The sequence below is a fragment of the Anaerotruncus sp. 1XD42-93 genome (genome assembly GCF_009917605.1).
Lineage (GTDB): Bacteria > Bacillota > Clostridia > Oscillospirales > Ruminococcaceae > Anaerotruncus.
Genome location: NZ_QZEG01000049.1, coordinates 1 through 20,296, shown reverse-complemented (window position 1 = coordinate 20,296; position 20,296 = coordinate 1). Strand labels below are relative to the sequence as shown.

Sequence of the window (20,296 nt, the reverse complement as noted above, 5' to 3'; positions counted from 1 at the left end):
AACCACTTAACGGAACAATGGGGCGGCGATTTTTTGCGCCTTTACCCCGGCGCAAAGGTGCTGGTTGCCACGAAACGGGACTTTGAGCCTGCCCGCCGCAAGAAATTCTGCGCCCGTATCGCCACCGGCGACTATGACGCGGTGATTATCGGACACTCGCAGTTTGAGAAAATCCCCCTCTCCCCGGAACGGCAGAAAGCCGTCATTGAGGGGCAGATTGATGAAATCGTCACCGCCATTGCCGAAGCAAAAGCCGAGGACGGCGAGCGCTACACCATCAAGCAGATGGAGAAAACCAAGAAAAACCTGGAAGCCAAGCTGCAAAAGCTGGCGGACGGCAAGAAGAAAGACAGCGTTGTGACCTTTGAGGAATTGGGCGTTGACCGTTTGTTTGTGGACGAAGCTCACGGGTTTAAGAACCTCTTTTTACACACAAAAATGCGGAACGTGGCGGGGATTGCACAGACAGACGCGCAGAAATCCAGCGATATGTTTGCCAAATGCCGCTACATGGACGAAATCACCGGCGGGCGCGGCATCGTGTTCGCCACCGGAACCCCGGTCAGCAATTCAATGGTAGAATTATATACCATGATGCGCTACCTCCAGTTTGACACGTTGGAGCAGAACGGACACCGCCACTTTGACGCATGGGCGGCGGACTTTGGCGAAAAGGTCACGGCGATGGAATTAAAGCCGGAGGGCAGCGGCTTCCGCTCCAAGACCCGGTTTGCGAAGTTTTACAACCTGCCGGAACTGATTTCTATCTGGAAAGAAGCCGCCGACATCCAGACCGCCGATATGCTCAACCTCCCCGTGCCAAAAGCAGAATATATCACCGTCACCACGGAACCCAGCGGGTTCCAGAAAGAAATGGTGGAGGAACTTGGCGAGCGTGCGGAAAGTGTGCGCGGAGGCCAGGTTGACCCCCATATCGACAATATGTTGCGCATCACTTCGGACGGGCGCAAGCTGGCGCTGGATCAGCGGCTGCAAAACCCGCTTTTACCCGACGACCCGGACAGCAAGGTCAACGCCTGCGTGAAAAATATCGTGCAGGAATGGCAGGCCAGCACGGAGATTTCAGGGACACAGTTAGTGTTTTGCGACCTCAGCACACCAAAAGGCGACGGCTCATTCAACGTCTATGACGACATCAAGGAAAAGCTGATTGCCAAGGGCATCCCCGAAGCAGAAATCGCTTTTATCCATGACGCCAACACGGAAACCCAAAAGGCGGAACTGTTCGCCAAGGTGCGGCGGGGGCAGGTGCGTGTTTTAATCGGCTCCACGGCAAAAATGGGCGCAGGCACGAATGTGCAGAACCGCATTGTCGCGTCCCACGATCTCGATTGCCCCTGGCGTCCTGCCGATGTAGGACGGATTTTGCGGACATTCAAAATAAAAAAGAATGTGGAGGTAACAGACAATGGCAAAGACAATTTTTGAGGAAATGGGCGGCAAATACGAAAGGCAAGGCGATTATTTAATACCGTGCTTAACTGTACCCGCCGAAGAAGAACAGCCGATAGGCATCTGGGGACAGCGGCATTTGGATTATCTGAAGCATCACTGTAAAGTTACATACACCAATCTTCTTACAAGCGGCAGACTTAACGCTTACCTTGCCGACATTGACAGACAGGCACAGGAACGCTTTGAAAGGCTCATAGAGGGTATGAAACAGGCACAGGGCATAACGGAACAGCTAAAGGCAGAAAACGCCTTAGAATGGACAGGATGCCTCAATAACATAAGGGCTTGCGCGAAAGAGATTGTAGAAAAGGAAATTATTTTTGCATAAACAGATGATTAGTGGCAGGGGGAAATCCTGCCGCTTTTTCTGCTTTAGTTTGTCAGCTTGACAAATAAAGGGTTAAGGAATATAATTAGATTCAGTATTATACAAGGAGTTAATAAATATGCGGCAAGGTATTCTTAAATAAACTGTCAATTTGATAGTGGGAACAAAAAGTAGCAGTCCCGTTTCATTTTTAATATGGGGCTTAGTTTTTTGTACCCAGTTTAAGAATACTTTTATCATGTAATTTTATATGCCCGAAAACATATAAGTGTTTTGGGGCTATTGGAGTTATTTACCCAGTGATAGGAGTATTTATCACTGGGTATTTTTATGCCCTTTTTTGGGTGTTGATAGGAGGAAAATCACATGAAAATAATTAACTTAGGCATTCTGGCTCACGTTGACGCAGGAAAGACAACATTAACGGAAAGTTTATTGTATACCAGTGGTGCAATTGCAGAACTAGGGAGCGTAGATGAAGGCACAACAAGGACAGATACAATGAATTTGGAGCGTCAAAGGGGAATCACTATCCAGACAGCAGTGACATCTTTTCAGTGGGAGGATGTAAAAGTCAACATTATAGATACGCCAGGCCATATGGATTTTTTGGCGGAAGTATACCGTTCTTTATCCGTATTAGACGGAGCAGTATTATTAGTTTCTGCAAAGGATGGCATACAGGCACAGACCCGTATACTGTTTCATGCACTACAGACAATGAAGATTCCAACAATTTTTTTCATCAATAAAATTGACCAAGAGGGGATTGATTTGCCAATGGTATATCGAGAGATGAAAGCAAAGCTTTCTTCGGAAATTATAGTGAAGCAAAAGGTTGGGCAGCATCCCCATATAAATGTAACGGACAATGACGATATGGAACAGTGGGATGCGGTAATTATGGGAAACGATGAACTATTAGAGAAATATATGTCAGGGAAACCGTTTAAAATGTCAGAACTGGAACAGGAAGAAAACAGGAGATTCCAAAACGGAACGTTATTTCCCGTTTATCACGGAAGCGCTAAAAACAATCTGGGGATTCGGCAGCTTATAGAAGTGATTGCCAGTAAATTTTATTCATCAACGCCTGAAGGTCAATCTGAACTATGCGGGCAGGTTTTTAAGATTGAATATTCAGAGAAAAGGCGGCGTTTTGTTTATGTGCGTATATATAGCGGAACATTGCATTTGAGGGATGTTATTAGAATATCTGAAAAAGAGAAAATAAAAATCACAGAGATGTGTGTTCCGACAAACGGTGAATTATATTCATCCGATACAGCCTGCTCTGGTGATATTGTAATTTTACCAAATGATGTTTTGCAGCTAAACAGTATTTTGGGGAACGAAATGCTGTTGCCGCAGAGAAAATTTATTGAAAATCCTCTCCCTATGCTCCAAACAACGATTGCAGTAAAGAAATCTGAACAGCGGGAAATATTGCTTGGGGCACTTACAGAAATTTCAGATGGCGACCCTCTTTTAAAATATTATGTGGATACTACAACGCATGAGATTATACTTTCTTTTTTGGGGAATGTGCAGATGGAAGTCATTTGTGCCATCCTTGAGGAAAAATATCATGTGGAGGCAGAAATAAAAGAGCCTACTGTTATATATATGGAAAGACCGCTTAGAAAAGCAGAATATACCATCCACATAGAAGTCCCGCCAAATCCTTTCTGGGCTTCTGTCGGGTTGTCTATAGAGCCGCTCCCTATTGGAAGCGGAGTGCAGTATGAAAGCAGAGTTTCACTTGGATATTTAAACCAATCGTTCCAAAATGCGGTTATGGAGGGGGTTCTTTATGGCTGCGAGCAGGGGCTGTATGGATGGAAAGTGACAGACTGTAAAATCTGTTTTGAATATGGATTGTATTATAGTCCTGTAAGTACCCCCGCAGACTTTCGGCTGCTTTCCCCTATCGTATTGGAGCAGGCTTTAAAAAAAGCAGGGACAGAACTATTAGAGCCATATCTCCACTTTGAAATTTATGCACCGCAGGAATATCTCTCACGGGCGTATCATGATGCTCCAAGGTATAGTGCAGATATTGTAAGTACTCAGATAAAGAATGACGAGGTCATTCTGAAAGGAGAAATCCCTGCCAGATGTATTCAAGAATACAGGAACGATTTAACTTATTTCACAAATGGGCAGGGAGTCTGCTTGACAGAGTTAAAAGGATACCAGCCAGCTATTGGTAAATTTATTTGCCAACCCCGCCGCCCGAATAGCCGTATAGATAAGGTTCGGCATATGTTCCACAAGTTAGCTTAACAGCTTGCAAAAGTCGTATAAAATGAGATTTGAAAGGATTAGAGACTAATTATGATGAAATGCGAATGGATATTGTGTCCTGTTTGTGGGAGCAAAACCCGTAATAAAATTAGGAAGGACACTGTTTTGGAGAATTATCCCCTTTATTGTCCAAAATGCAGACAAGAAAGATTGATTAAAGTTGACAACTTGAAGATAACTGTCATCAAAGAGCCAGACGCTTAAGACGCAGAGCCGATGAAATTGTGGAACAATTCACGAATCATCGGCTCTTTTTGTTTCGTATTTGAAAGAACAAACTCACCAAATAAAAAAAACGATATTCGGGTGGGTTATTTTGTTATACCCTAAATTACCCTCTGAATTTGTTTTTAAATTTGGAGGGATTTTTTTATGTTCTTTTTTCGGGCGGTTATTCATCTGCTCATACGAAGTAAAATTTATCAATACATAGCATATCAGAGAACGGCAGGAAACCAGTTAAAAAAATTTCTGCCAGTGCAGCGGTACTTCTCACCTTGAGAGTAGAAGTACAATCTCCATACAACAGAATTTGTATTTCCCATAACCGTAGAGGTCACAGAGCCCTTGCGGTTTTTCTTTTGTCGTTTTTTATCGGAATACGCCGCAGGGCTGTTTCTGATATGCGGTGTCGTTCTCCGCCTCTCCATCTGAATTTTTTACATTTCAAAAATTCAGATGGGAGGTATTAGCGGTGAAATACGCACCGAGAAAAGTATATATCAAAGAAAGTGGCGGCTATGTGGAATTATCTTACACGGACTTCTGCCGCCGCAGGCAAGCCGACCAGACCTACATGGACAAGCTGTTTATCCCCATTCAAGGCTGTCTGCTTGAAGTCGTGAGGGAGCAATACACAGACTTCTACCGAGATAAGGAACGGTGGCGTTATCTGCAAAAATTAGATACGAAGAACAGTCTGCTTTCTCTGGATGGATTTACGGACAGCGAGGGGAATCCTCTGGACTTTATCGCTGATGAAGCGGCGGACATTGCGGAAACCGTTGTCAATGCGGTTATGGTGGACAGGCTGAAAGCCGCCCTGCCTTTGCTGTCGGATAATGAACAGGAGTTGATACAGGCAATCTTTTTTGACGGACTTTCCGAGCGGGAAGTAGGTTTAAGGTTAGGCATAACCCAGAGCGTTGTGAACAAACGCAAAGCCAGAATCCTAATAAAGCTAAGAAAGATAATAGAAAGTTAAAATTTAAGGCGTTCAGCCCCCTTGTTTTTTCCTTTTGGAAAATGAGGGGGCTTTTCTCTGCCCTCTCAATCAATTCTGATTGGAGGAAATAAGAATGGCATACAACCACGGACGGGAGGACAGGAAATGGCGTATCTGGAAAGAAGCGGAGGAAAAGCTGCTGCGTGAGTGCGGCGTTGATGAAGCGACCATTGAGCAGATACGAATAGCGGACAGGGCAGACTTCAATTCCAACAGGCGGTTTTACCGATGGACGAATGACGTTGCGGAATACCTTGAGGATATGGCAGACAGGGAGCGGCAGACGGAAGTGGGTACGGTTGCGGAGTTACTGGACGAGATTGAGAGCGAAAATCTTTATCAAGTGTTAGTGGCAGTAGACGGGCGTACCTTGAAAATCGTCCTGCTGAAAATGCAGGGGTATTCAACAAAGGAGATTGCCCCACTTGTGCATTTGACGACTGGTGCCATCTATGCGAGGTTAGACCATCTGCGGAAGAAGCTGCGGAAAATTTTGTAAGCGTCTAATACATCCCATTATCCTGCGGGCTACTGGGTGGGGAGTGGAATCTCCCCGCTTATTTTTTGGCAGGAGGACAGAGGGATGGCATACAGGGTTAAGGCATACACGCTTCGGGAGGAATCCACGGAAAGCGGCACAAGGTATTTTATCAGCTTTAAGGACGGGCAGGGCAAATCCCACGAGTTGGAAGTGTCGGAACAGTTCTTTATGGAGTTTCGGCAGATGGAGCGCAGGAACAGGAATCTTCTCCAATGGGACGAGCGGCACAGGGAGTTTAACGAGGTATGGGACGAAACCCTTTACAGACGGGCGTTGCGTGTGCCTAAGAGCCTTGATGAACGCATGATTGAAGAAGAACGGAATGAAACGCTCTGTAAGGCGGTTGACGGACTGCCAGAGATACAAAGGCGGCGTTTCCTGCTCTACTACGAGTATGAGATCAATTTTTACCAAATCGCCGCTATGGAGCATTGCACCGCTTCCGCAGTACAGAAATCTGTTGCGATTGCAAAGGAGAAAGTAAAGGCGGAAATGAGGAAGTATCTCCAACCGTGACCGACACCGCCCGAAAAAGAAATCTGTTTTTTATTTGTGTGGGATTGGCGGCATTACATACTCTCACTTTTTTCGTGGGAGTAAATCTTTTTTAAGGAGGTCAACGCCTATGTGCAATGAAAACAAAGACACCGCCCGAAAGGAGGAAAGCCATGCAGAAGTTACAGACAGTCAACGCCGAAACGCTCCTTTATGAGCCGCTTGAGAAGCCGTCCTTTGTGGTGGACAGCCTTATCCCGACAGGCTTGTCGCTGTTCTGCGGCTCACAGAAGATAGGCAAGAGCTGGCTCATGCTGAAACTATGCCTATGCGTGTCGCAGGGACTTCCCTTGTGGGATATGCCGACAATGGAGGGCGATGTGCTTTACCTCTGCCTTGAGGACACGTTCTGCCGCATACAGGACAGGCTGTTCCGCTTGACGGACGAAGCGAGCGGGCGGCTTCATTTTGCCGTGGCAAGCTGCAAGCTGTCAGACGGTCTTATCGTGCAGTTGGAGGATTATCTGAAAGACCATCCAGACAGCAGGCTCATTGTGATTGATACCTTGCAGAAAGTCCGAACCGCATCTAAAGACAATGCCTATGCAAGCGACTATGGGGACATCTCCCTAATCAAAGATTTTGCCGACAGGCACTCTCTGGCGGTCATTGTCGTACACCACATCCGAAAGCAGAATGACAGCGACGTGTTCAACAAGGTGTCTGGGACGACAGGCTTAACGGGGAGTGCGGACGCTACCTTTGTTCTGGAAAAGGAGAAACGGGCATCCGACACTGCCAAGCTGTATGTGACAGGCAGGGACACGCCCTATCAGGAATACACGCTGCGTTTCCGTGATTGCAGTTGGGAACTTGTGGAGAGAAAAACACAGGAGCAGCTTGCGAAAGAAACGATACCAGACGTCCTTTTTCGGCTGGTGGATTTTATGAGGGATAAGGAAGAATGGGCAGGCACGGCAACGGAACTGTTAGCCGCTATGGGGGAAACGGAAACCATACCCACGGTGATTACGAAATGGCTGAATGAATACCGCACCACATTTTTAAGCGAGAACCGTATCTGCTACCAGTACAGCCGCAGGAAAGACGGCAGGCAGATTGCCCTTGCAAGGAGGGCGGGTGACAGCGGTGACGGTGGTGACAGCGATATTGGGATACCCCTTGTTACTGTCATTGACGGTTAAAGCCATGTAAAGTTGGCGGCTCTGCCCTGCGGGTGACAGCGGTGACGGCGGTGACAGTGATTTTAGGATACCCCGCCGCTGTCATCCCTACGGGAGAACACCCCGCAAACGCAAAATGCAGGCGTGGGATTCACCCGCCCTTTTCGGCGTGTAAAACCACCCCTGCGGTCAGAAAAATCCATCTGATTTTTCCGACTGCGTTTACAGGGTGTAACACACTACACTTTGCCCTGCAAAGTCGTGTGCCAGACGTTCCCTCTGGACTCCCTTATGGCAGGTCTTACGCCCTGCTATCCTGCGCCGTGCGGCTTCGGATAAAAGAATGGCGGCATGACGGTGACGGCTCTTGTGAGGGGGTATCCCAAAACTGCTGTCACCGCCGTCACCGCTGTCACCCAAAGGGCAGTTTACCCGCCGAAGAAAGGAAGATGATGGATTATGCCCTATGCAATCCTGCGTTTCCAGAAACGCAAAGCGGGCGGCGTTGCGGCTTGTGAACGCCACAACGAACGGAAGAAAGAAGCCTACAAAAGCAATCCAGATATCGACATGGAACGCTCTAAAAATAACTATCACCTTGTAAAACCGCCACGCTACACCTACAAGAAAGAGATTAACCGAAAGGTAGCCGAAGCGGGGTGCAGGACAAGGAAAGACAGCGTGATGATGGTGGAAACGCTTATCACGGCTTCGCCAGAATTTATGAACAGCCTGCCGCCAGAGGAACAGAAAGCGTATTTTACGATGGCTCTGGATTTCATTTCGGAACGTGTCGGGGAGAAAAATATCCTCTCCGCAGTCGTCCACATGGACGAGAGGACGCCGCATATGCACCTCTGTTTTGTGCCGATTACGCCAGACAACAAGCTGTCAGCGAAAACCATTTTAGGCAACCAGAAATCATTATCCGAGTGGCAGACCGCCTACCATGAGCGGATGTCCTCACGGTGGAATCAGCTTGAACGGGGGCAGTCCTCAATGGAAACCAAGCGGAAACACGTCCCCACATGGCTCTATAAATTAGGCGGCAGGCTTGATAAACAGTATGAAGAAATCGTGTCTGCCCTCTCCGACATCAACGCCTTTAACGCAGGGAAGAAGCGTGACAAGGCTCTGGAACTGATTGCGGCGTGGCTCCCAGACGTGGAGAAATTCTCTAAGGAAATCAGTAAGCAGAGTGCCTATATCGACAGACTAAAGGAGCAAATCGGGCAGGAATCGGATTATGCGGGGCGTATGCGTGATGAAAAGTACGAGCAGGAGTTAAAGGTGCAGAAAGCGAATCAGAAGATATTTGAGTTGCAGAGAACCAATGAGCAGATGGGGCGGCTATTAAAGAAAATCCCGCCAGGCGTATTAGAAGAATTGCAGAAAACAGGAAGAAATAAATCAAGAGAAAGGTAAAAAGTGAATGAAGAAACAGGATTTTAAGGTGTTAAAGACCAAAGATTTGTACCCATTTCCCGACAATCCGTTTCATGTGGCAGAGGATGAAACGCTGTCAGAGTTAGCGGAAAGCATCAAGGAATTTGGCATTGTCACGCCGATAATCACACGCCCGAAAGAGGACGGGAACGGCTATGAAGTAATTGCAGGACAGCGGCGTGTCCGTGCGTCTGAACTTGCAGGAATAAACACAATCCCCGCTTTTGTCCTGCCCTTAGACCGTGACCGAGCCATCATCACCCTTGTAGACAGTAATTTACAGCGTGAGAATATCCTGCCATCGGAGCGGGCGTTTGCCTACAAGATGAAATCCGAAGCCATGAAGCGGCAGGGTTTCCGCACGGATTTAACCTCGTCACAAGTTGTGACGAAGTTGCGGACAGACGACAAGGTGGCGCAGGGTTTCGGCGTAGGCAGGATGACTGTGCAAAGATTTATCCGTTTGACGGAACTGATACCGCCGATTTTGCGGATGGTGGACGAGGGGAAAATCGCCCTCACGCCTGCGGTGGAACTGTCCTTTTTGAAGAAAGACGAGCAGGAAAACCTCTTTGCCACGATGGAGAGCGAAGAAGCAACGCCCTCACTCTCACAGGCACAGCGGATGAAAAGCCTAAGCCAGAGCGGGCGGCTTGATATGGATACGATATTTGCAATTATGACGGAGGAAAAGGGAAATCAGAAAGAAACCGTGAAAATCGGCATGGAAAGGTTAAAGAAATACTTCCCGAAAGGCACAACGCCGAAGCAGATGGCGGACACCATCATCAAACTTTTAGAGCGTGAATTGCAGAGGAAACGGGGCAGGGACAGCCGCTAATCTTCTCTTTTCGGAAAGTAAATATGAAACTCTGGACGGATAAAAACCAGAAAGCCAAGACAGAAAAGGGGCAGGGAATGAAAGAAATCCAATATGAGATTGTAAAGGAAATCGCCGTATTGTCGGCAAGCGACAGAGGATATACAAAAGAAATCAACTTGATTTCATGGAATGGGAAAGAGCCGAAGTATGATGTACGCAGCTTTTCCCCGAACCGTGAGAAGTGCGGAAAAGGTATCACATTGAACGCTGATGAAGCGGCGGCACTCCTTAAAGCATTACAGAAAGAAGTAAACAGCGGGGATTGATGGTATCTGATTGACAGGGCGGGGCGTTTCCAGACGTTCTCCTGCCCTGTCTGGAAAGGAAGATTTAAGTATGGGCGAGGATAAGAAAGCAGATAAAAAGAGAAAGCGCATCGTGCCGAAAGCACCGGTGCAGATGATAATCAGCCGTGAATATGTCGGCACACAGACAGTCACAGAAGCGTTTATCCCGATTATCTCCGAGGATATTCGGAAGAAGATTGCCGAGGGTGACACCTTCGACAATGAGGGGCTGTCCGCTTAGAATGTACGCAATGGGACATGAAAACAGATAGGACAGATACGGAGGTTTTACAGTATGGCAGGAATAAGAACGGAGAATAAGGTTTACGAAGTCGGCATGTACTGCCGCTTGTCAAAGGACGATGGCACGGATAACGAGAGTGCGAGCATTGCGACACAGAAATCCATCCTCACGGATTATGTGAAAAAGCAGGGATGGCACTTAGCAAAAACGTATGTGGACGATGGTTACTCTGGTACGAATTTCCAAAGACCAAGTTTCCAGAACATGATTAAGGACATTGAAAGCGGGCTGATAAACTGCGTGATTACGAAAGATTTATCACGTCTGGGGAGGAACTACCTTGACTGCGGACTGTATCTGGAAGTGTTTTTCCCAGAGCATAACGTGAGGTATATAGCGGTCAATGACGGCGTGGACACGCTCAATAAATCCGCTATGGACATCACGCCTTTCCGCAACATCCTAAACGAAATGTACTCTGCCGATGTGTCGGTCAAGATAAAATCGGCGTACCGTGCGAGATTTCAGCAGGGGAAATTCATGGGAACGACAGCCCCTTATGGCTATATCAAAGACCCTGCCGACCATAACCATCTGCTGATAGATGACAAGGTTGCCCATGTGGTAAGGGAGATATTCGACCTTGCGTTAGCGGGCAACGGAATCGCCAAAATCCGTAAGCACATCAACAAACAGCATATCCTACGCCCTGCCGCTTATGCGGTCACACAGGGGGCGACAGGCTATGAGCGGCACTTTGAAGATAACGAGGAGAACCGTTATATTTGGAGCGAGAACAGCATAAGGGGAATTTTAAGAAGCCCGATATATGCGGGAAACCTTGCAGGCTACAAGCGGATTGCCGCTAACATGAAAAGCAGGAAACGCCCCTCTAAGCTGCCCGAAGAATGGGAAGTGATACCCGACACCCATGAGGGGATAGTCACGCAGGAAGAATTTGACACCGTACAGCAGCTTATGACGAGCCGCAGGCGGGAGCAGAACGCAGGGGGATTTGAGAATATCTTTTCGGGCGTTATCAAGTGTGCGGACTGCGGCTATGCAATGCGGGCGGCGAGTGCCAACAGGAGGAAACGCCCCGACATCATCGACTGCGTACAATACACCTGCAATAATTATGGCAGATACGGCAATGTTATGTGTACCGCACACAGCATTGAAGCGAGGGATTTATTCAACGCTGTCCTTGCCGACATCAACCGATTTGCGAAGATGGCGGTCAATGATGAAAAGGCAGTGAGGGCGATTGAAAAGCGGCTTACGGAAACAGACCAGAGCATGGCAAAGGCACTGGAAAAGGAGCAGAGAAAGCTGAACAAACGCCTTGCGGAACTGGACAGGCTGTTTTCTTCCCTTTATGAAGATAAGGTGATGGAGCGTATTACGGAGCGGAATTTTGAAATGATGTCGGGGAAATACCAGAAAGAGCAGCTTGAAATTGAAGCAAGGCTGAAAGAGGTAACGGAAACGCTAGGCGACAGCTATGAGAAGTCGCAGGGTGTCCGTGACTTCCTCTCCCTAATCCGCAACTATCAAGGCATTAAGGAACTGGACGCAACCATCATAAACGCACTCATAGACAAGATACTTGTTTCGGAACGTGAGAAACTTGCAGACGGGACAGTAAGACAGGAAATCAAGATTTATTATAAATTCATCGGCTTTGTCGGTGAATTACATATCACACCCACAAAGCGGTGGACAGCGTTAAAGCCTAAGAATTGTACGGTGTGCGGTGTTGAATATGTTCCCCGCTCTGGCATATCGAAGTATTGTCCTGCTTGTGCCAAGAAGATACAAAGGGAGAAATCAAACGAGAGCAAACGCAGGAGCAGGGAGCGAAACAGACAGGCATGTATTGAACTGTCCGCAAAAAATGACCGACTGATTTGGAGCAGCGCGCCGGCCGTTCTCTGCGCCAGGGAAACATGAATGCGTCTGTGAAAATGTTCAAGTATGTCACCAAAGGGACATTCGACGCTTACAACTGGGGGCTGGTGGAAAACAAGCAGAAATTTATCGGCCAGATCATGACCTCCAAAAGCCCCGCCCGCTCCGCCGAGGATGTGGACGCCACCGCCCTTTCCTACGCAGAGGTCAAGGCACTGGCTACCGGTGACGACCGCATCCGCGAAAAAATGGATTTGGATGTGCAGGTTTCCAAGCTGAAAATGCTCAAAGCCAACCACACCTCCCAGCAGTACGAAATGCAGGACAAGGCGCTGAAATACTACCCGCAGAAAATCGCGGAAACAAAGCTGCTAATCGAAGCGCTGACGGCGGATTTGCCAACGGTGCAGGCCCACCCGGTCAAGGACGATGCCTTTTCCATGACTGTCATGGGCCAGACCTACACGGAGCGCAAGGCGGCGGGCGAAGCGGTGATTAAAGCCTGTATGCTGATGGACGACCCGGAAAAGATTGTGGATTTAGGCGAGTTTCGCGGCTTCCCCATGCAGCTCAGGTGTGACGGCAGCAAATTCCGCGTCACCATGAAGCAGAACCTGACCTACTCCGCCGAACTGTCCGACGATGCGGTGGGCAATGTCACCCGCATTAACAATGCGCTGGAAAGTCTGGCGGAACGGCTGGACGCGCAAAAGGCGCGGCTTACCACACTGGAAAGCGAACTGGAAAACGCCAAAGAAGAAGCCGGCCGGCCATTCCCAAAAGAAGAAGAACTGCGGGAAAAATCCGCCCGCTTAAACCAGCTTAACCGGGAGCTGTCCAGGCCGGACAAAAAGGAGGATGAGCAGGAGCAGGAGGTTGAAGAAAGCCCTGATTTGGAGGACGCCGGAGAACCCGCGCCGGTTGTGCCGATGCCCGCTGCGGCGGCTGGCCATAAACCCTCTATCCGTCAGGCACTCCGTAACTATGAACCGCCCGCGCCGGTACAGTCCGGCATGGAGCGCACCCCGCGAAAGGAGGCGGTGCTGTGAGGGCAAAGGAGGGGCGCACGGTGGGGCTGTTCACCAAAGTTTCCCCGGAAGAAAAGGCAGCGATTGACCGCAAAATGGAACTGCTGGGGACTTCCAACCTGCGGGCATACCTGCGGAAAATGGCGGTGGACGGCTACATTGTGCAGCTTGACATGGGCGCGGTGCTGGAACTGGTAAAGCTGCTGCGCTCCGTTTCCAGCAACGTCAACCAGATCGCCCGCCGCTGCAACAGCACCCACAACCTCTATGAGCAGGATGTGGAGGACTTGCGGCAGGGCTACGCTGAAATCTGGCAGGGCGTGAACGACCTGCTGAAGAAATTTGAAGCACTGTAAACAACTGCGGCGGGAGCGATTTTTCTTTTGCTCCCGCCGCTTATTTTTATATCTGGAGGTGATTACTTGGCAGGCGTAACCAAAGAACAGATTGCAAAAGCAAAGGAATGGGACTTGCTCTCTTATTTGCAGGCTTATGAGCCGCAGGAACTGAAAAAAAGCGGCCCCCGCGAATACTGCACCAGAACCCATGACAGCTTAAAAATCTCCAACGGGAAATGGTGCTGGAACAGCCGGGGCATCGGCGGTCGCACGGCGCTTGATTATCTGATTAAGGTGCGCGGCATGGACTTTGTGGGCGCGGTGGAAACCCTGTGCGGGTACTCTGCGCCGCCGCCCGTAAAGCAGACGTTCACAAAACCCACGAAGCCGCAAAAGCCGTTTAAGCTGCCCGAAGCCAGCCGGTGCGCGTCCGCCGTGGTGGGCTATTTGCAGGATCGCGGCATTGACCCGGAACTGCTTGGCGTGTGCATGGAAGCCGGGATTTTATACGAAAGCCGCCGGTATCAGAACTGCGTCTTTGTGGGGCGCGATATGCAGGGGAACGCCCGCGCTGCCAGCCTGCGGGGGACGCGGGACGGCTTCCGTATGGATGTGGAGGGAAGCGACAAACGGTACAGCTTCTGCCTGCCCGCCAGCCGCCCGGACTGTCCCCGGCTGGCGGTGGCGGAAAGCCCCATTGACGCGCTCTCCCTCGCCACGCTGGTGAAGCTGTCCGGCGGCGAACCACGGGACAGCCACTATTTATCCCTGGGCGGAACCGGCCCCCGCGCCCTGATGCAGTTTCTTCACGACCACCCCCATGTTACACAGATCAGCCTTTGCCTGGACAACGACAAGGCCGGCTTGAAAGGTATCGAACGGCTCACGCAGGAAATCCAGAACAACGCGGAACTTTCCGGGCGGGTGAAGCTGGTTTACCCCAACCCGCCGAAGCAGGGCAAGGACTACAACGAGTTTCTCTGCACCCACGTGAAAGCGGCGCGGACGGCACAGCGGCAGCGGGATGGGGCGCGGTAACGCTATTTAATTTCCGGCTCTAAATTTTCAAATTCGGGCGCATCGAAAAAATCTATCAGCGTCATATCCAAACCGTCGCATATTTTCTTGATGGTTGAAATTTTCGGGTCGGTACTCTTGCCATACAAGATGTTTTTGACGGAGGATGGCGGCAGCGCCGACATCGTAGCCAGTTTGTTGATGGTAATGCTGCGCTCCGCACATAAACGGAGTATCCGGGTCTTAATCGCTGAAATCGTATCCATAGCTGTATCCTGCCCCCTTTTTTATCAAGCATACAAAATATGGCTTGCAAAAGTAGGCTACCCATGCTACTATTTAGGCTATGGATAGCCTTTTTTAGAAAGGAGGAACCTTTGGCTATTTCCAACATTTTACCACGAAAGATTATGAAAAACCGCACCCGTCAGCAGTCAATGGCAGAACGCCACGACTATGACCAGAAAGAAGAAAAGACAGACGGCGGCGAACTGGTTTCCTCCTATATGTGCAGCCCGGAAACTGCCGCCGAAGAATTTGAAATCAGCAAAAAACTGTACGCCCAGCTTACCGGGCGCAGCCAGTCAGAAAAGCACGACATTATTATGTACCGCATTATCCAGTCATTCAAGCCCGATGAAATCAGCCCGGAGGAGGCGCACAAAATCGGCTGCGAGCTGGCGATGAAATTTACCGGCGGGCAGCATCAGTTTGTGGTGGCCACCCACACGGATAAGCGCCACATCCATACCCACATTGAATTTAACAGCACCAACCTAAACTGTGACGCAAAATTCCAGAACGTGAAAAACTCCGCTTTTATCCTGCGGCGCATGAACGATGAACTGTGCCGCGCCCACGGCCTTTCGGTAATTGAGAATCCGAAGAAAAAAGCCAAGTCCCAAAAGGAAATGGCGGCGGCGCAGTATGGCATCAGCCACAAGAAGCAGTTACAGCAGACCATTGACAAGGTGCTGCCGGAGTGCAATCATTATGAGGAGTTTCTGGCAAAGATGCGGGCTGAGGGATATGAGGTTGTGGACGGCAAAAATCCCGGCTTCCGTCTGCCCGGATGGGATCGCCCTGCAAGGGTGAACCGGCTGGGCGGCGATTATACCAAGACCGCCCTGCGCGCCAGAATTACCAGCCAGCGCGGGCGTTTGGCGGCAGGAAAAACAGCGCCGAAGCGAACCGGTAGAAAGGTCAATCTCCTGATTGACATCCAGGCGAAACTTGCCGCCGGAAAAGGCGCAGGCTATGAACGCTGGGCGAAAATTTTCAACCTGAAAGAAGCGGCGAAAACGCTGAATTTCCTGATGGAAAACGGACTGGCCGATTATGACGAACTGGCGCTTCGGGCAGCGCAGGCCGAGGACGGTTTCAATGCGGCTTCACAAAAAATCAAACAGTTGGAGGCGCGGATGGCAGGAGTAGCAAAGTTAAAAACCCACATCATCCAGTATTCCAAAACGCGGGAAGTCTACGCGGCTTATAAGAAGTCCCGCCACAAGAAAGAATTTCTCGCGGAGCATGGCGCGGAGATTGCCCAGCATGAAGCCGCGAAGAAAGCCTTTGACGCTCTGGATGGCAAGGCCATTCCCAAAGTGGCGCAGCTTTCAGCGGAATATGCTGCGCTGCTGGAAGAAAAACGGGAACAGTACGAACAGTACAAGGCGCTGCGGCAGGATATGATTACCTACCAGACCGCACTCCGCAACGTGGATAAGATTTTAGGATTGGAACCGCCGGAGCAGGCGCAGGAAAAAGAACAGCCCAAACCGGAGCGGTGACGCAAAAGTGCCGCCCCTTTCCAACCGGGACGGCACTACTTTTTTTGCAGCATTTGTTTTGCTTAACCGGCAGACAGGCGGCAGGATTTGTTTTTAAGTATTCGCTAATAAGCAACAATAAAATACGAAAGGGGAACAGAAATGGAACTGAACTATTTTAAGGACAGGCTTTTTGATTTACTGAATGACAGCGAGGGGATGGGAATTGCCGACCTGAACACAGACGAGCGGAACGGATTACTTACTGTCATGACTGACGACGGGAATGTATTTGAAATCGTATGCCGGCAGGCAGCGGGAAAGGGGGACGGATGGATGACCGCAAGCTGACTGTATGTTACGGGCGCGGCAATTACAAGCAGGCTCCGCCGCAGATTGTTTTACAAGGAAAATGGCTGGAACAGACCGGATTTTCCGCCGGGGACAAAATCACCGTGAAATGCCAGCAGGGGCAGCTTATCATCACAAAGAACGGAACAAAGAAAGATTCAGAGGAATAAAATTTTCTGTCAATCTCGGAAACCTCCTAACGGCGCAAAATGCGCCGCCCCTCTCCTGCGCGGATGTGCAGGAGGAAGCGACCGCAGGGAGCGCAAAGCCACGCCGATAGGCGTGTTCGGCCGGACGCGCAGGCGGACGCCTGGGGCTTGGGGGAACCCCAACAAGCGAGCCGGAATATCCCAAAAGGATATTCCGGCTCATTGCTTGCCTACGTTATCGGAAATTTCCTATAACCACGTTGTCCCGCACTCTGGGACAACCCACGCACTTTGGAGGCTTGGGGTGTCTATCAGATGTGTCCAGAAAAAGTGAACCCCCGTGTTCATTTGCACCCTCCCCTATATCTTCAACACAATGTCCACAAAAAATTCCGTGCCGCTGTTGGAGGCTTTTGCTGAGCCACCATACTTTTCCGCTGTGGCAGCGATGGCAGAAAGCCCGATTCCGTTTCCGTTGCGCTTTGTGGAAAGGTAGCCGTCCTTCCCTTTCCTGACCTTCCCGTCAAAACTGTTGGTGGAAACAATATACAACTGGTTCCCGTGGCGAACCTGGGAAGTCAGGCAAAAATACCGCGAGCTTTCCGGGACGGTCAGGCATCCGGCGATGGCGTTCTCCATCAGGTTTCCAAACAGCCCTGTCATGTCAAGCTCCGCGAAAGGGAGAGGCTCCGGAAGTTCAATGTTCCAGTCTGTCTGGATACCCGCAGCATCAGCCATTTCACGGTAATGGCCGAAAAGCGCATTCAGCGCTGCGTTCCTGCAGTAATTTGCAATAGAGTGCCGGTAGAGTACGGTTTCATATTCCGCCATGTGCGCCCGGATGCTGCCGACATCACCCTGCTCGGCAAGGGAGACGAGCAGCCGGATGGAATGGCGGAAGTCATGGCGGAGCTTTGTGGTCTGGCGGATGTGTTCCAGCAGGGAGAGGTACTGGCTGGACTGCATCTCAAGGAGCCGGGAGCGTTCCTTAAGTTCCGCCTGTTCCAGTATGAGTGTGGCGCCCCGGTAGAAAAGGACGTAAATGCCAACAAGAACCGCCATCGCGCCCGCCTCGAAAGCAAGGAACAGCTCGTACATCCGCCCAGCATAAAGGGTGGAGTAGGAACGTGGGACGGCAAGCACATTGAAAACCAGGAACACGGAGGACAGCACCACCGTGGAATACCAGAGCTTCGGGGAGTCCAGCCTATCCAACGCCCATGAGAAGTTCTCCGTGGCAGGGCGGAAAAAGGCGGCAAGCAGAAGGGTGGCAAGCCCAAGCTGGAACAGGGCAGCTTCCGGGGAGAAATCCGCCGCGCCCAACGAGGGGTGCAGCCGCGCGTCAAAAGCATAGGCGAACTGTGCAGGGAAGGTTTCTATGGCGCAGACCCCCACATAAACGGCGAGGGCGCGGGAAAGGTCCATGTCCACCGTTCGGCGGTACAGGAAAAAGAACAGCACGAGGGCGGGGAAGAACAGCGCCTCCATGCTGATGGAAAACGCCGCATGGAGGAAAGCGGTGGCAAGGGAATAAGGCAGGATCACTGCTGTGCATAGGGCGGCGGTCTTTGCGGGCGTATATTTCATCTGCTTTTTTACCGGAAGGTAACAGGACACCGCGCCGGGGATGAGGACCAGCAGCTGCAGGAGTGCTGACAGAAGCCTGTGCATATCCATGTTCATTCCCCCTTCCTGTGCCGCTGTCTGCTGCGTATTTTCTCAAAATGGTAATCGCTTGCCATCTGCTCTACCCTGGCACTGTCACGCACACGGACCGGGAACCTGGCTCCGCTTTCCATGACGCAGCATCCGTTTTTAAATTCAAGGATGAATTCGGCATTCACGGCAATACCTTTATTGATGGGGATGAAGCGGGCGTCGCCGCCTGTTTTTTCCATGAATTCCGGTATGGTCATGCGGCACCGCAGCCCCCTGCCGTCTGCAAGTGTGACCATTATGTAATGTGCGTCCGTGGCTGCGGAAGCAATGTCACTCAGGAACACGCGCACGGTTTTCCTGTCCGCGGCAAGTTCTATGTATTTCTGTTCCTGCGGCAGCACTTTCACGGCGTCCGCCAGTACGTCAAAGATGCGCTTTTCAGAAAAAGGCTTGGTGACATATTCAAAGGCGTGGCAGGAGAAGGCGTCCGGCATGAAATCCGTGCTGGAGGTCAGGAACACAAGGAGGCAGCCGCTGTCAGACTTACGCATTTCCAGTGCGGCGGCGACCCCGTCCATGCCTTCCATATAGATATCCATGAACACAAGGTCAAAGCTGCCGCCGCTAAACGCCTCAAGAAAATCCCCTGCGCTGCAGAAGGGGACTGCCTCCACAGGGTATCCGGCGCTTCTGCCGAAACTGCTGCAGAGCTTTCCCATCCCGTCCAGGTATTCCTGTTCATCATCCACTAAAGCTATCTTTAAAATAGGTTTCACCTCAATTCGTATAAAAATCCAATTTAAGTATAGCACAAAAGAAGATAAGTTTCAAATCTGCCAGCCCCCCCATTTAAAAAATTCCCTGACGTTCTTGCCAGAAAATTGACGTTCCTGCCAGAAGCCTTGTTTTTTACCGGAATTCTGCTATCTTAAAAATAGAAATTTTCTGCGGAAGGAGGTTGACAGGGCATGGCACAGCGGGAGATAATTAGCGACAGACAGACAGACAGACAGACAGACAGACAGGATAATACTATCCTTTTGTCGTGTCTTTTTACATATAGTTCCATCAGAACCAGGACCGCCAGGGGCGGGCATTTCCTGCAGGCTTATCATGCCGTGCAGGATGCCGCGCTCCCCGGCGGTCTTTTTGCGTTTTCACAGGAGGGAAAAGGAGGGAACGGGAATGGATGCCGTTGTTTTTACGAAGAGCAGGCAGGAATATGGGATGCTTTCAGGGATACTTGCGGATGAGTCACCAGGAATGCGTGTGTCGCAGGGCAGCATGGACGGGCATTACCACCTGGAACATAAGTACGACATTGTGGTGGTAGGCGTGGATGGCGCGCAGGGGATGGAGCTTGTCTGCGCTTACCGGGAGCGGTTTGGCGATGCGCTGGTGATATGGATTACGGATGACCCCTATTTTGCGGGGGTTGCGATACGGACGCACATTTTTGACTTTATCGTCCGCCCGCTTGCGGAATCCCGGTTCAGGGAGACGGTAAGGAAACTCATGGCAGGAAAAACTGATTCGTGGCAGAGGATGCCCGCCTGCTGGCGGGGAATGGAAATAGACTGCCTGTAAGCACAGGGAATTGGGAACCATACATTTTTCAAAATATCAGGAGGGCATTTTATGAGAAACAAGTTAAGGAG

The 20,296-nt window shown here is 50.3% G+C and carries 21 protein-coding genes and 2 pseudogenes; 20 read left to right on the top strand and 3 right to left on the bottom strand.

Annotation, left to right across the window (positions count from 1 at the left end):
* The 16 genes and pseudogenes from D5269_RS13960 to D5269_RS13875 all read left to right on the top strand — a co-directional run.
* A pseudogene (locus tag D5269_RS13960) lies at window positions 1-1,449 on the top strand (DNA methylase); the annotation flags it as partial.
* On the top strand, window positions 1,430-1,804 hold the full coding sequence (locus D5269_RS13955) for a TnpV protein (protein ID WP_120486346.1): 375 nt from the start codon (window positions 1,430-1,432) through the stop codon (window positions 1,802-1,804). The pseudogene D5269_RS13960 and the gene D5269_RS13955, both read left to right, overlap by 20 nt.
* A 366-nt stretch (window positions 1,805-2,170) precedes the next feature.
* Complete coding sequence (gene tet(O) / locus D5269_RS13950; RefSeq protein WP_120486345.1) at window positions 2,171-4,090, top strand: tetracycline resistance ribosomal protection protein Tet(O); 1,920 nt, start codon at window positions 2,171-2,173, stop codon at window positions 4,088-4,090.
* A 51-nt stretch (window positions 4,091-4,141) separates the two neighbouring features.
* The gene (locus D5269_RS13945; protein WP_002779755.1) at window positions 4,142-4,315 is read left to right on the top strand and encodes a cysteine-rich KTR domain-containing protein; all 174 of its coding nucleotides are present in this window, start codon (window positions 4,142-4,144) and stop codon (window positions 4,313-4,315) included.
* 490 nt (window positions 4,316-4,805) lie between these two features.
* Complete coding sequence (locus D5269_RS13930; protein WP_117864236.1) at window positions 4,806-5,315, top strand: sigma-70 family RNA polymerase sigma factor; 510 nt, start codon at window positions 4,806-4,808, stop codon at window positions 5,313-5,315.
* A 94-nt stretch (window positions 5,316-5,409) separates the two neighbouring features.
* Window positions 5,410-5,835 carry a sigma-70 family RNA polymerase sigma factor gene (locus D5269_RS13925; protein ID WP_120486344.1) on the top strand — a complete coding sequence of 142 codons (426 nt, stop codon included), beginning with the start codon at window positions 5,410-5,412 and terminating at the stop codon, window positions 5,833-5,835.
* Window positions 5,836-5,919: 84 nt separating this feature from the next.
* A complete protein-coding gene (locus tag D5269_RS13920; RefSeq protein ID WP_120486343.1) occupies window positions 5,920-6,393 on the top strand; it encodes a sigma-70 family RNA polymerase sigma factor in 474 nt (157 codons plus the stop codon).
* 152 nt (window positions 6,394-6,545) lie between these two features.
* On the top strand, window positions 6,546-7,577 hold the full coding sequence (locus D5269_RS13915; protein WP_120486342.1) for an AAA family ATPase: 1,032 nt from the start codon (window positions 6,546-6,548) through the stop codon (window positions 7,575-7,577).
* 438 nt (window positions 7,578-8,015) lie between these two features.
* Window positions 8,016-8,981, top strand: a complete 966-nt coding sequence (gene mobV / locus D5269_RS13910; protein ID WP_120486341.1) for a MobV family relaxase — start codon at window positions 8,016-8,018, stop codon at window positions 8,979-8,981.
* A 7-nt stretch (window positions 8,982-8,988) separates the two neighbouring features.
* A complete protein-coding gene (locus tag D5269_RS13905; RefSeq protein WP_120486340.1) occupies window positions 8,989-9,843 on the top strand; it encodes a ParB/RepB/Spo0J family partition protein in 855 nt (284 codons plus the stop codon).
* A gap of 77 nt (window positions 9,844-9,920) precedes the next feature.
* The gene (locus tag D5269_RS13900) at window positions 9,921-10,151 is read left to right on the top strand and encodes a PC4/YdbC family ssDNA-binding protein (RefSeq protein ID WP_120486347.1); all 231 of its coding nucleotides are present in this window, start codon (window positions 9,921-9,923) and stop codon (window positions 10,149-10,151) included.
* A 70-nt stretch (window positions 10,152-10,221) separates the two neighbouring features.
* Window positions 10,222-10,413 carry a hypothetical protein gene (locus tag D5269_RS13895; protein WP_002596259.1) on the top strand — a complete coding sequence of 64 codons (192 nt, stop codon included), beginning with the start codon at window positions 10,222-10,224 and terminating at the stop codon, window positions 10,411-10,413.
* A gap of 54 nt (window positions 10,414-10,467) precedes the next feature.
* Window positions 10,468-12,325 (top strand): annotated as a pseudogene (locus tag D5269_RS13890) (recombinase family protein).
* 52 nt (window positions 12,326-12,377) lie between these two features.
* Window positions 12,378-13,376, top strand: a complete 999-nt coding sequence (locus D5269_RS13885; RefSeq protein WP_147408002.1) for a helicase — start codon at window positions 12,378-12,380, stop codon at window positions 13,374-13,376.
* Entirely contained in the window at window positions 13,373-13,711 is a 339-nt protein-coding gene (mobC, locus tag D5269_RS13880; protein WP_120390482.1) for a plasmid mobilization relaxosome protein MobC, read from the top strand. Before D5269_RS13885 ends, mobC begins: the two co-directional genes overlap by 4 nt.
* Window positions 13,712-13,777: 66 nt before the next feature.
* On the top strand, window positions 13,778-14,731 hold the full coding sequence (locus D5269_RS13875) for a DUF3991 and toprim domain-containing protein (RefSeq protein WP_120486337.1): 954 nt from the start codon (window positions 13,778-13,780) through the stop codon (window positions 14,729-14,731).
* Between the two features lie 2 nt (window positions 14,732-14,733).
* On the opposite strand, the gene D5269_RS13870 is transcribed toward D5269_RS13875, so the two are convergent.
* Window positions 14,734-14,976, bottom strand: a complete 243-nt coding sequence (locus tag D5269_RS13870) for a helix-turn-helix transcriptional regulator (protein WP_010815304.1) — start codon at window positions 14,974-14,976, stop codon at window positions 14,734-14,736.
* Between the two features lie 111 nt (window positions 14,977-15,087).
* Between D5269_RS13870 and D5269_RS13865 the strand changes: the two genes are divergently transcribed.
* The 3 genes from D5269_RS13865 (at window position 15,088) to D5269_RS13855 (ending at window position 17,000) form a co-directional block, all read left to right on the top strand.
* Window positions 15,088-16,500, top strand: a complete 1,413-nt coding sequence (locus D5269_RS13865) for a relaxase/mobilization nuclease domain-containing protein (RefSeq protein WP_120486336.1) — start codon at window positions 15,088-15,090, stop codon at window positions 16,498-16,500.
* 141 nt (window positions 16,501-16,641) lie between these two features.
* Window positions 16,642-16,830, top strand: coding sequence for a hypothetical protein (locus D5269_RS13860; RefSeq protein WP_120390582.1), 189 nt, complete (start codon window positions 16,642-16,644; stop codon window positions 16,828-16,830).
* Window positions 16,812-17,000, top strand: a complete 189-nt coding sequence (locus tag D5269_RS13855; RefSeq protein ID WP_161880119.1) for a SymE family type I addiction module toxin — start codon at window positions 16,812-16,814, stop codon at window positions 16,998-17,000. Before D5269_RS13860 ends, D5269_RS13855 begins: the two co-directional genes overlap by 19 nt.
* A 339-nt stretch (window positions 17,001-17,339) precedes the next feature.
* Here D5269_RS13855 and D5269_RS13850 read toward each other — a convergent pair whose 3' ends face one another.
* Both D5269_RS13850 and D5269_RS13845 read right to left on the bottom strand, forming a co-directional pair.
* Complete coding sequence (locus D5269_RS13850) at window positions 17,340-18,656, bottom strand: ATP-binding protein (protein ID WP_166545188.1); 1,317 nt, start codon at window positions 18,654-18,656, stop codon at window positions 17,340-17,342.
* A 2-nt stretch (window positions 18,657-18,658) separates the two neighbouring features.
* Complete coding sequence (locus D5269_RS13845) at window positions 18,659-19,387, bottom strand: LytTR family DNA-binding domain-containing protein (RefSeq protein ID WP_158604997.1); 729 nt, start codon at window positions 19,385-19,387, stop codon at window positions 18,659-18,661.
* Window positions 19,388-19,823: 436 nt separating this feature from the next.
* Between D5269_RS13845 and D5269_RS13840 the strand changes: the two genes are divergently transcribed.
* The gene (locus tag D5269_RS13840) at window positions 19,824-20,225 is read left to right on the top strand and encodes a hypothetical protein (protein WP_016303843.1); all 402 of its coding nucleotides are present in this window, start codon (window positions 19,824-19,826) and stop codon (window positions 20,223-20,225) included.
* Window positions 20,226-20,296 lie beyond the last annotated feature (71 nt).

Excerpts from the sequence above, each read along its gene's own strand:
- D5269_RS13955 (WP_120486346.1), top strand. The coding sequence starts at position 1,430 with ATGGCAAAGACAATTTTTGAGGAAATGGGCGGCAAATACGAAAGGCAA.
- D5269_RS13945 (WP_002779755.1), top strand. The coding sequence starts at position 4,142 with ATGATGAAATGCGAATGGATATTGTGTCCTGTTTGTGGGAGCAAAACC.
- D5269_RS13925 (WP_120486344.1), top strand. The coding sequence starts at position 5,410 with ATGGCATACAACCACGGACGGGAGGACAGGAAATGGCGTATCTGGAAA.
- D5269_RS13920 (WP_120486343.1), top strand. The coding sequence starts at position 5,920 with ATGGCATACAGGGTTAAGGCATACACGCTTCGGGAGGAATCCACGGAA.
- D5269_RS13915 (WP_120486342.1), top strand. The coding sequence starts at position 6,546 with ATGCAGAAGTTACAGACAGTCAACGCCGAAACGCTCCTTTATGAGCCG.
- mobV (WP_120486341.1), top strand. The coding sequence starts at position 8,016 with ATGCCCTATGCAATCCTGCGTTTCCAGAAACGCAAAGCGGGCGGCGTT.
- D5269_RS13905 (WP_120486340.1), top strand. The coding sequence starts at position 8,989 with ATGAAGAAACAGGATTTTAAGGTGTTAAAGACCAAAGATTTGTACCCA.
- D5269_RS13900 (WP_120486347.1), top strand. The coding sequence starts at position 9,921 with ATGAAAGAAATCCAATATGAGATTGTAAAGGAAATCGCCGTATTGTCG.
- D5269_RS13895 (WP_002596259.1), top strand. The coding sequence starts at position 10,222 with ATGGGCGAGGATAAGAAAGCAGATAAAAAGAGAAAGCGCATCGTGCCG.
- D5269_RS13870 (WP_010815304.1), bottom strand. The coding sequence starts at position 14,976 with ATGGATACGATTTCAGCGATTAAGACCCGGATACTCCGTTTATGTGCG.
- D5269_RS13860 (WP_120390582.1), top strand. The coding sequence starts at position 16,642 with ATGGAACTGAACTATTTTAAGGACAGGCTTTTTGATTTACTGAATGAC.
- D5269_RS13855 (WP_161880119.1), top strand. The coding sequence starts at position 16,812 with ATGGATGACCGCAAGCTGACTGTATGTTACGGGCGCGGCAATTACAAG.
- D5269_RS13850 (WP_166545188.1), bottom strand. The coding sequence starts at position 18,656 with ATGGATATGCACAGGCTTCTGTCAGCACTCCTGCAGCTGCTGGTCCTC.
- D5269_RS13840 (WP_016303843.1), top strand. The coding sequence starts at position 19,824 with ATGGATGCCGTTGTTTTTACGAAGAGCAGGCAGGAATATGGGATGCTT.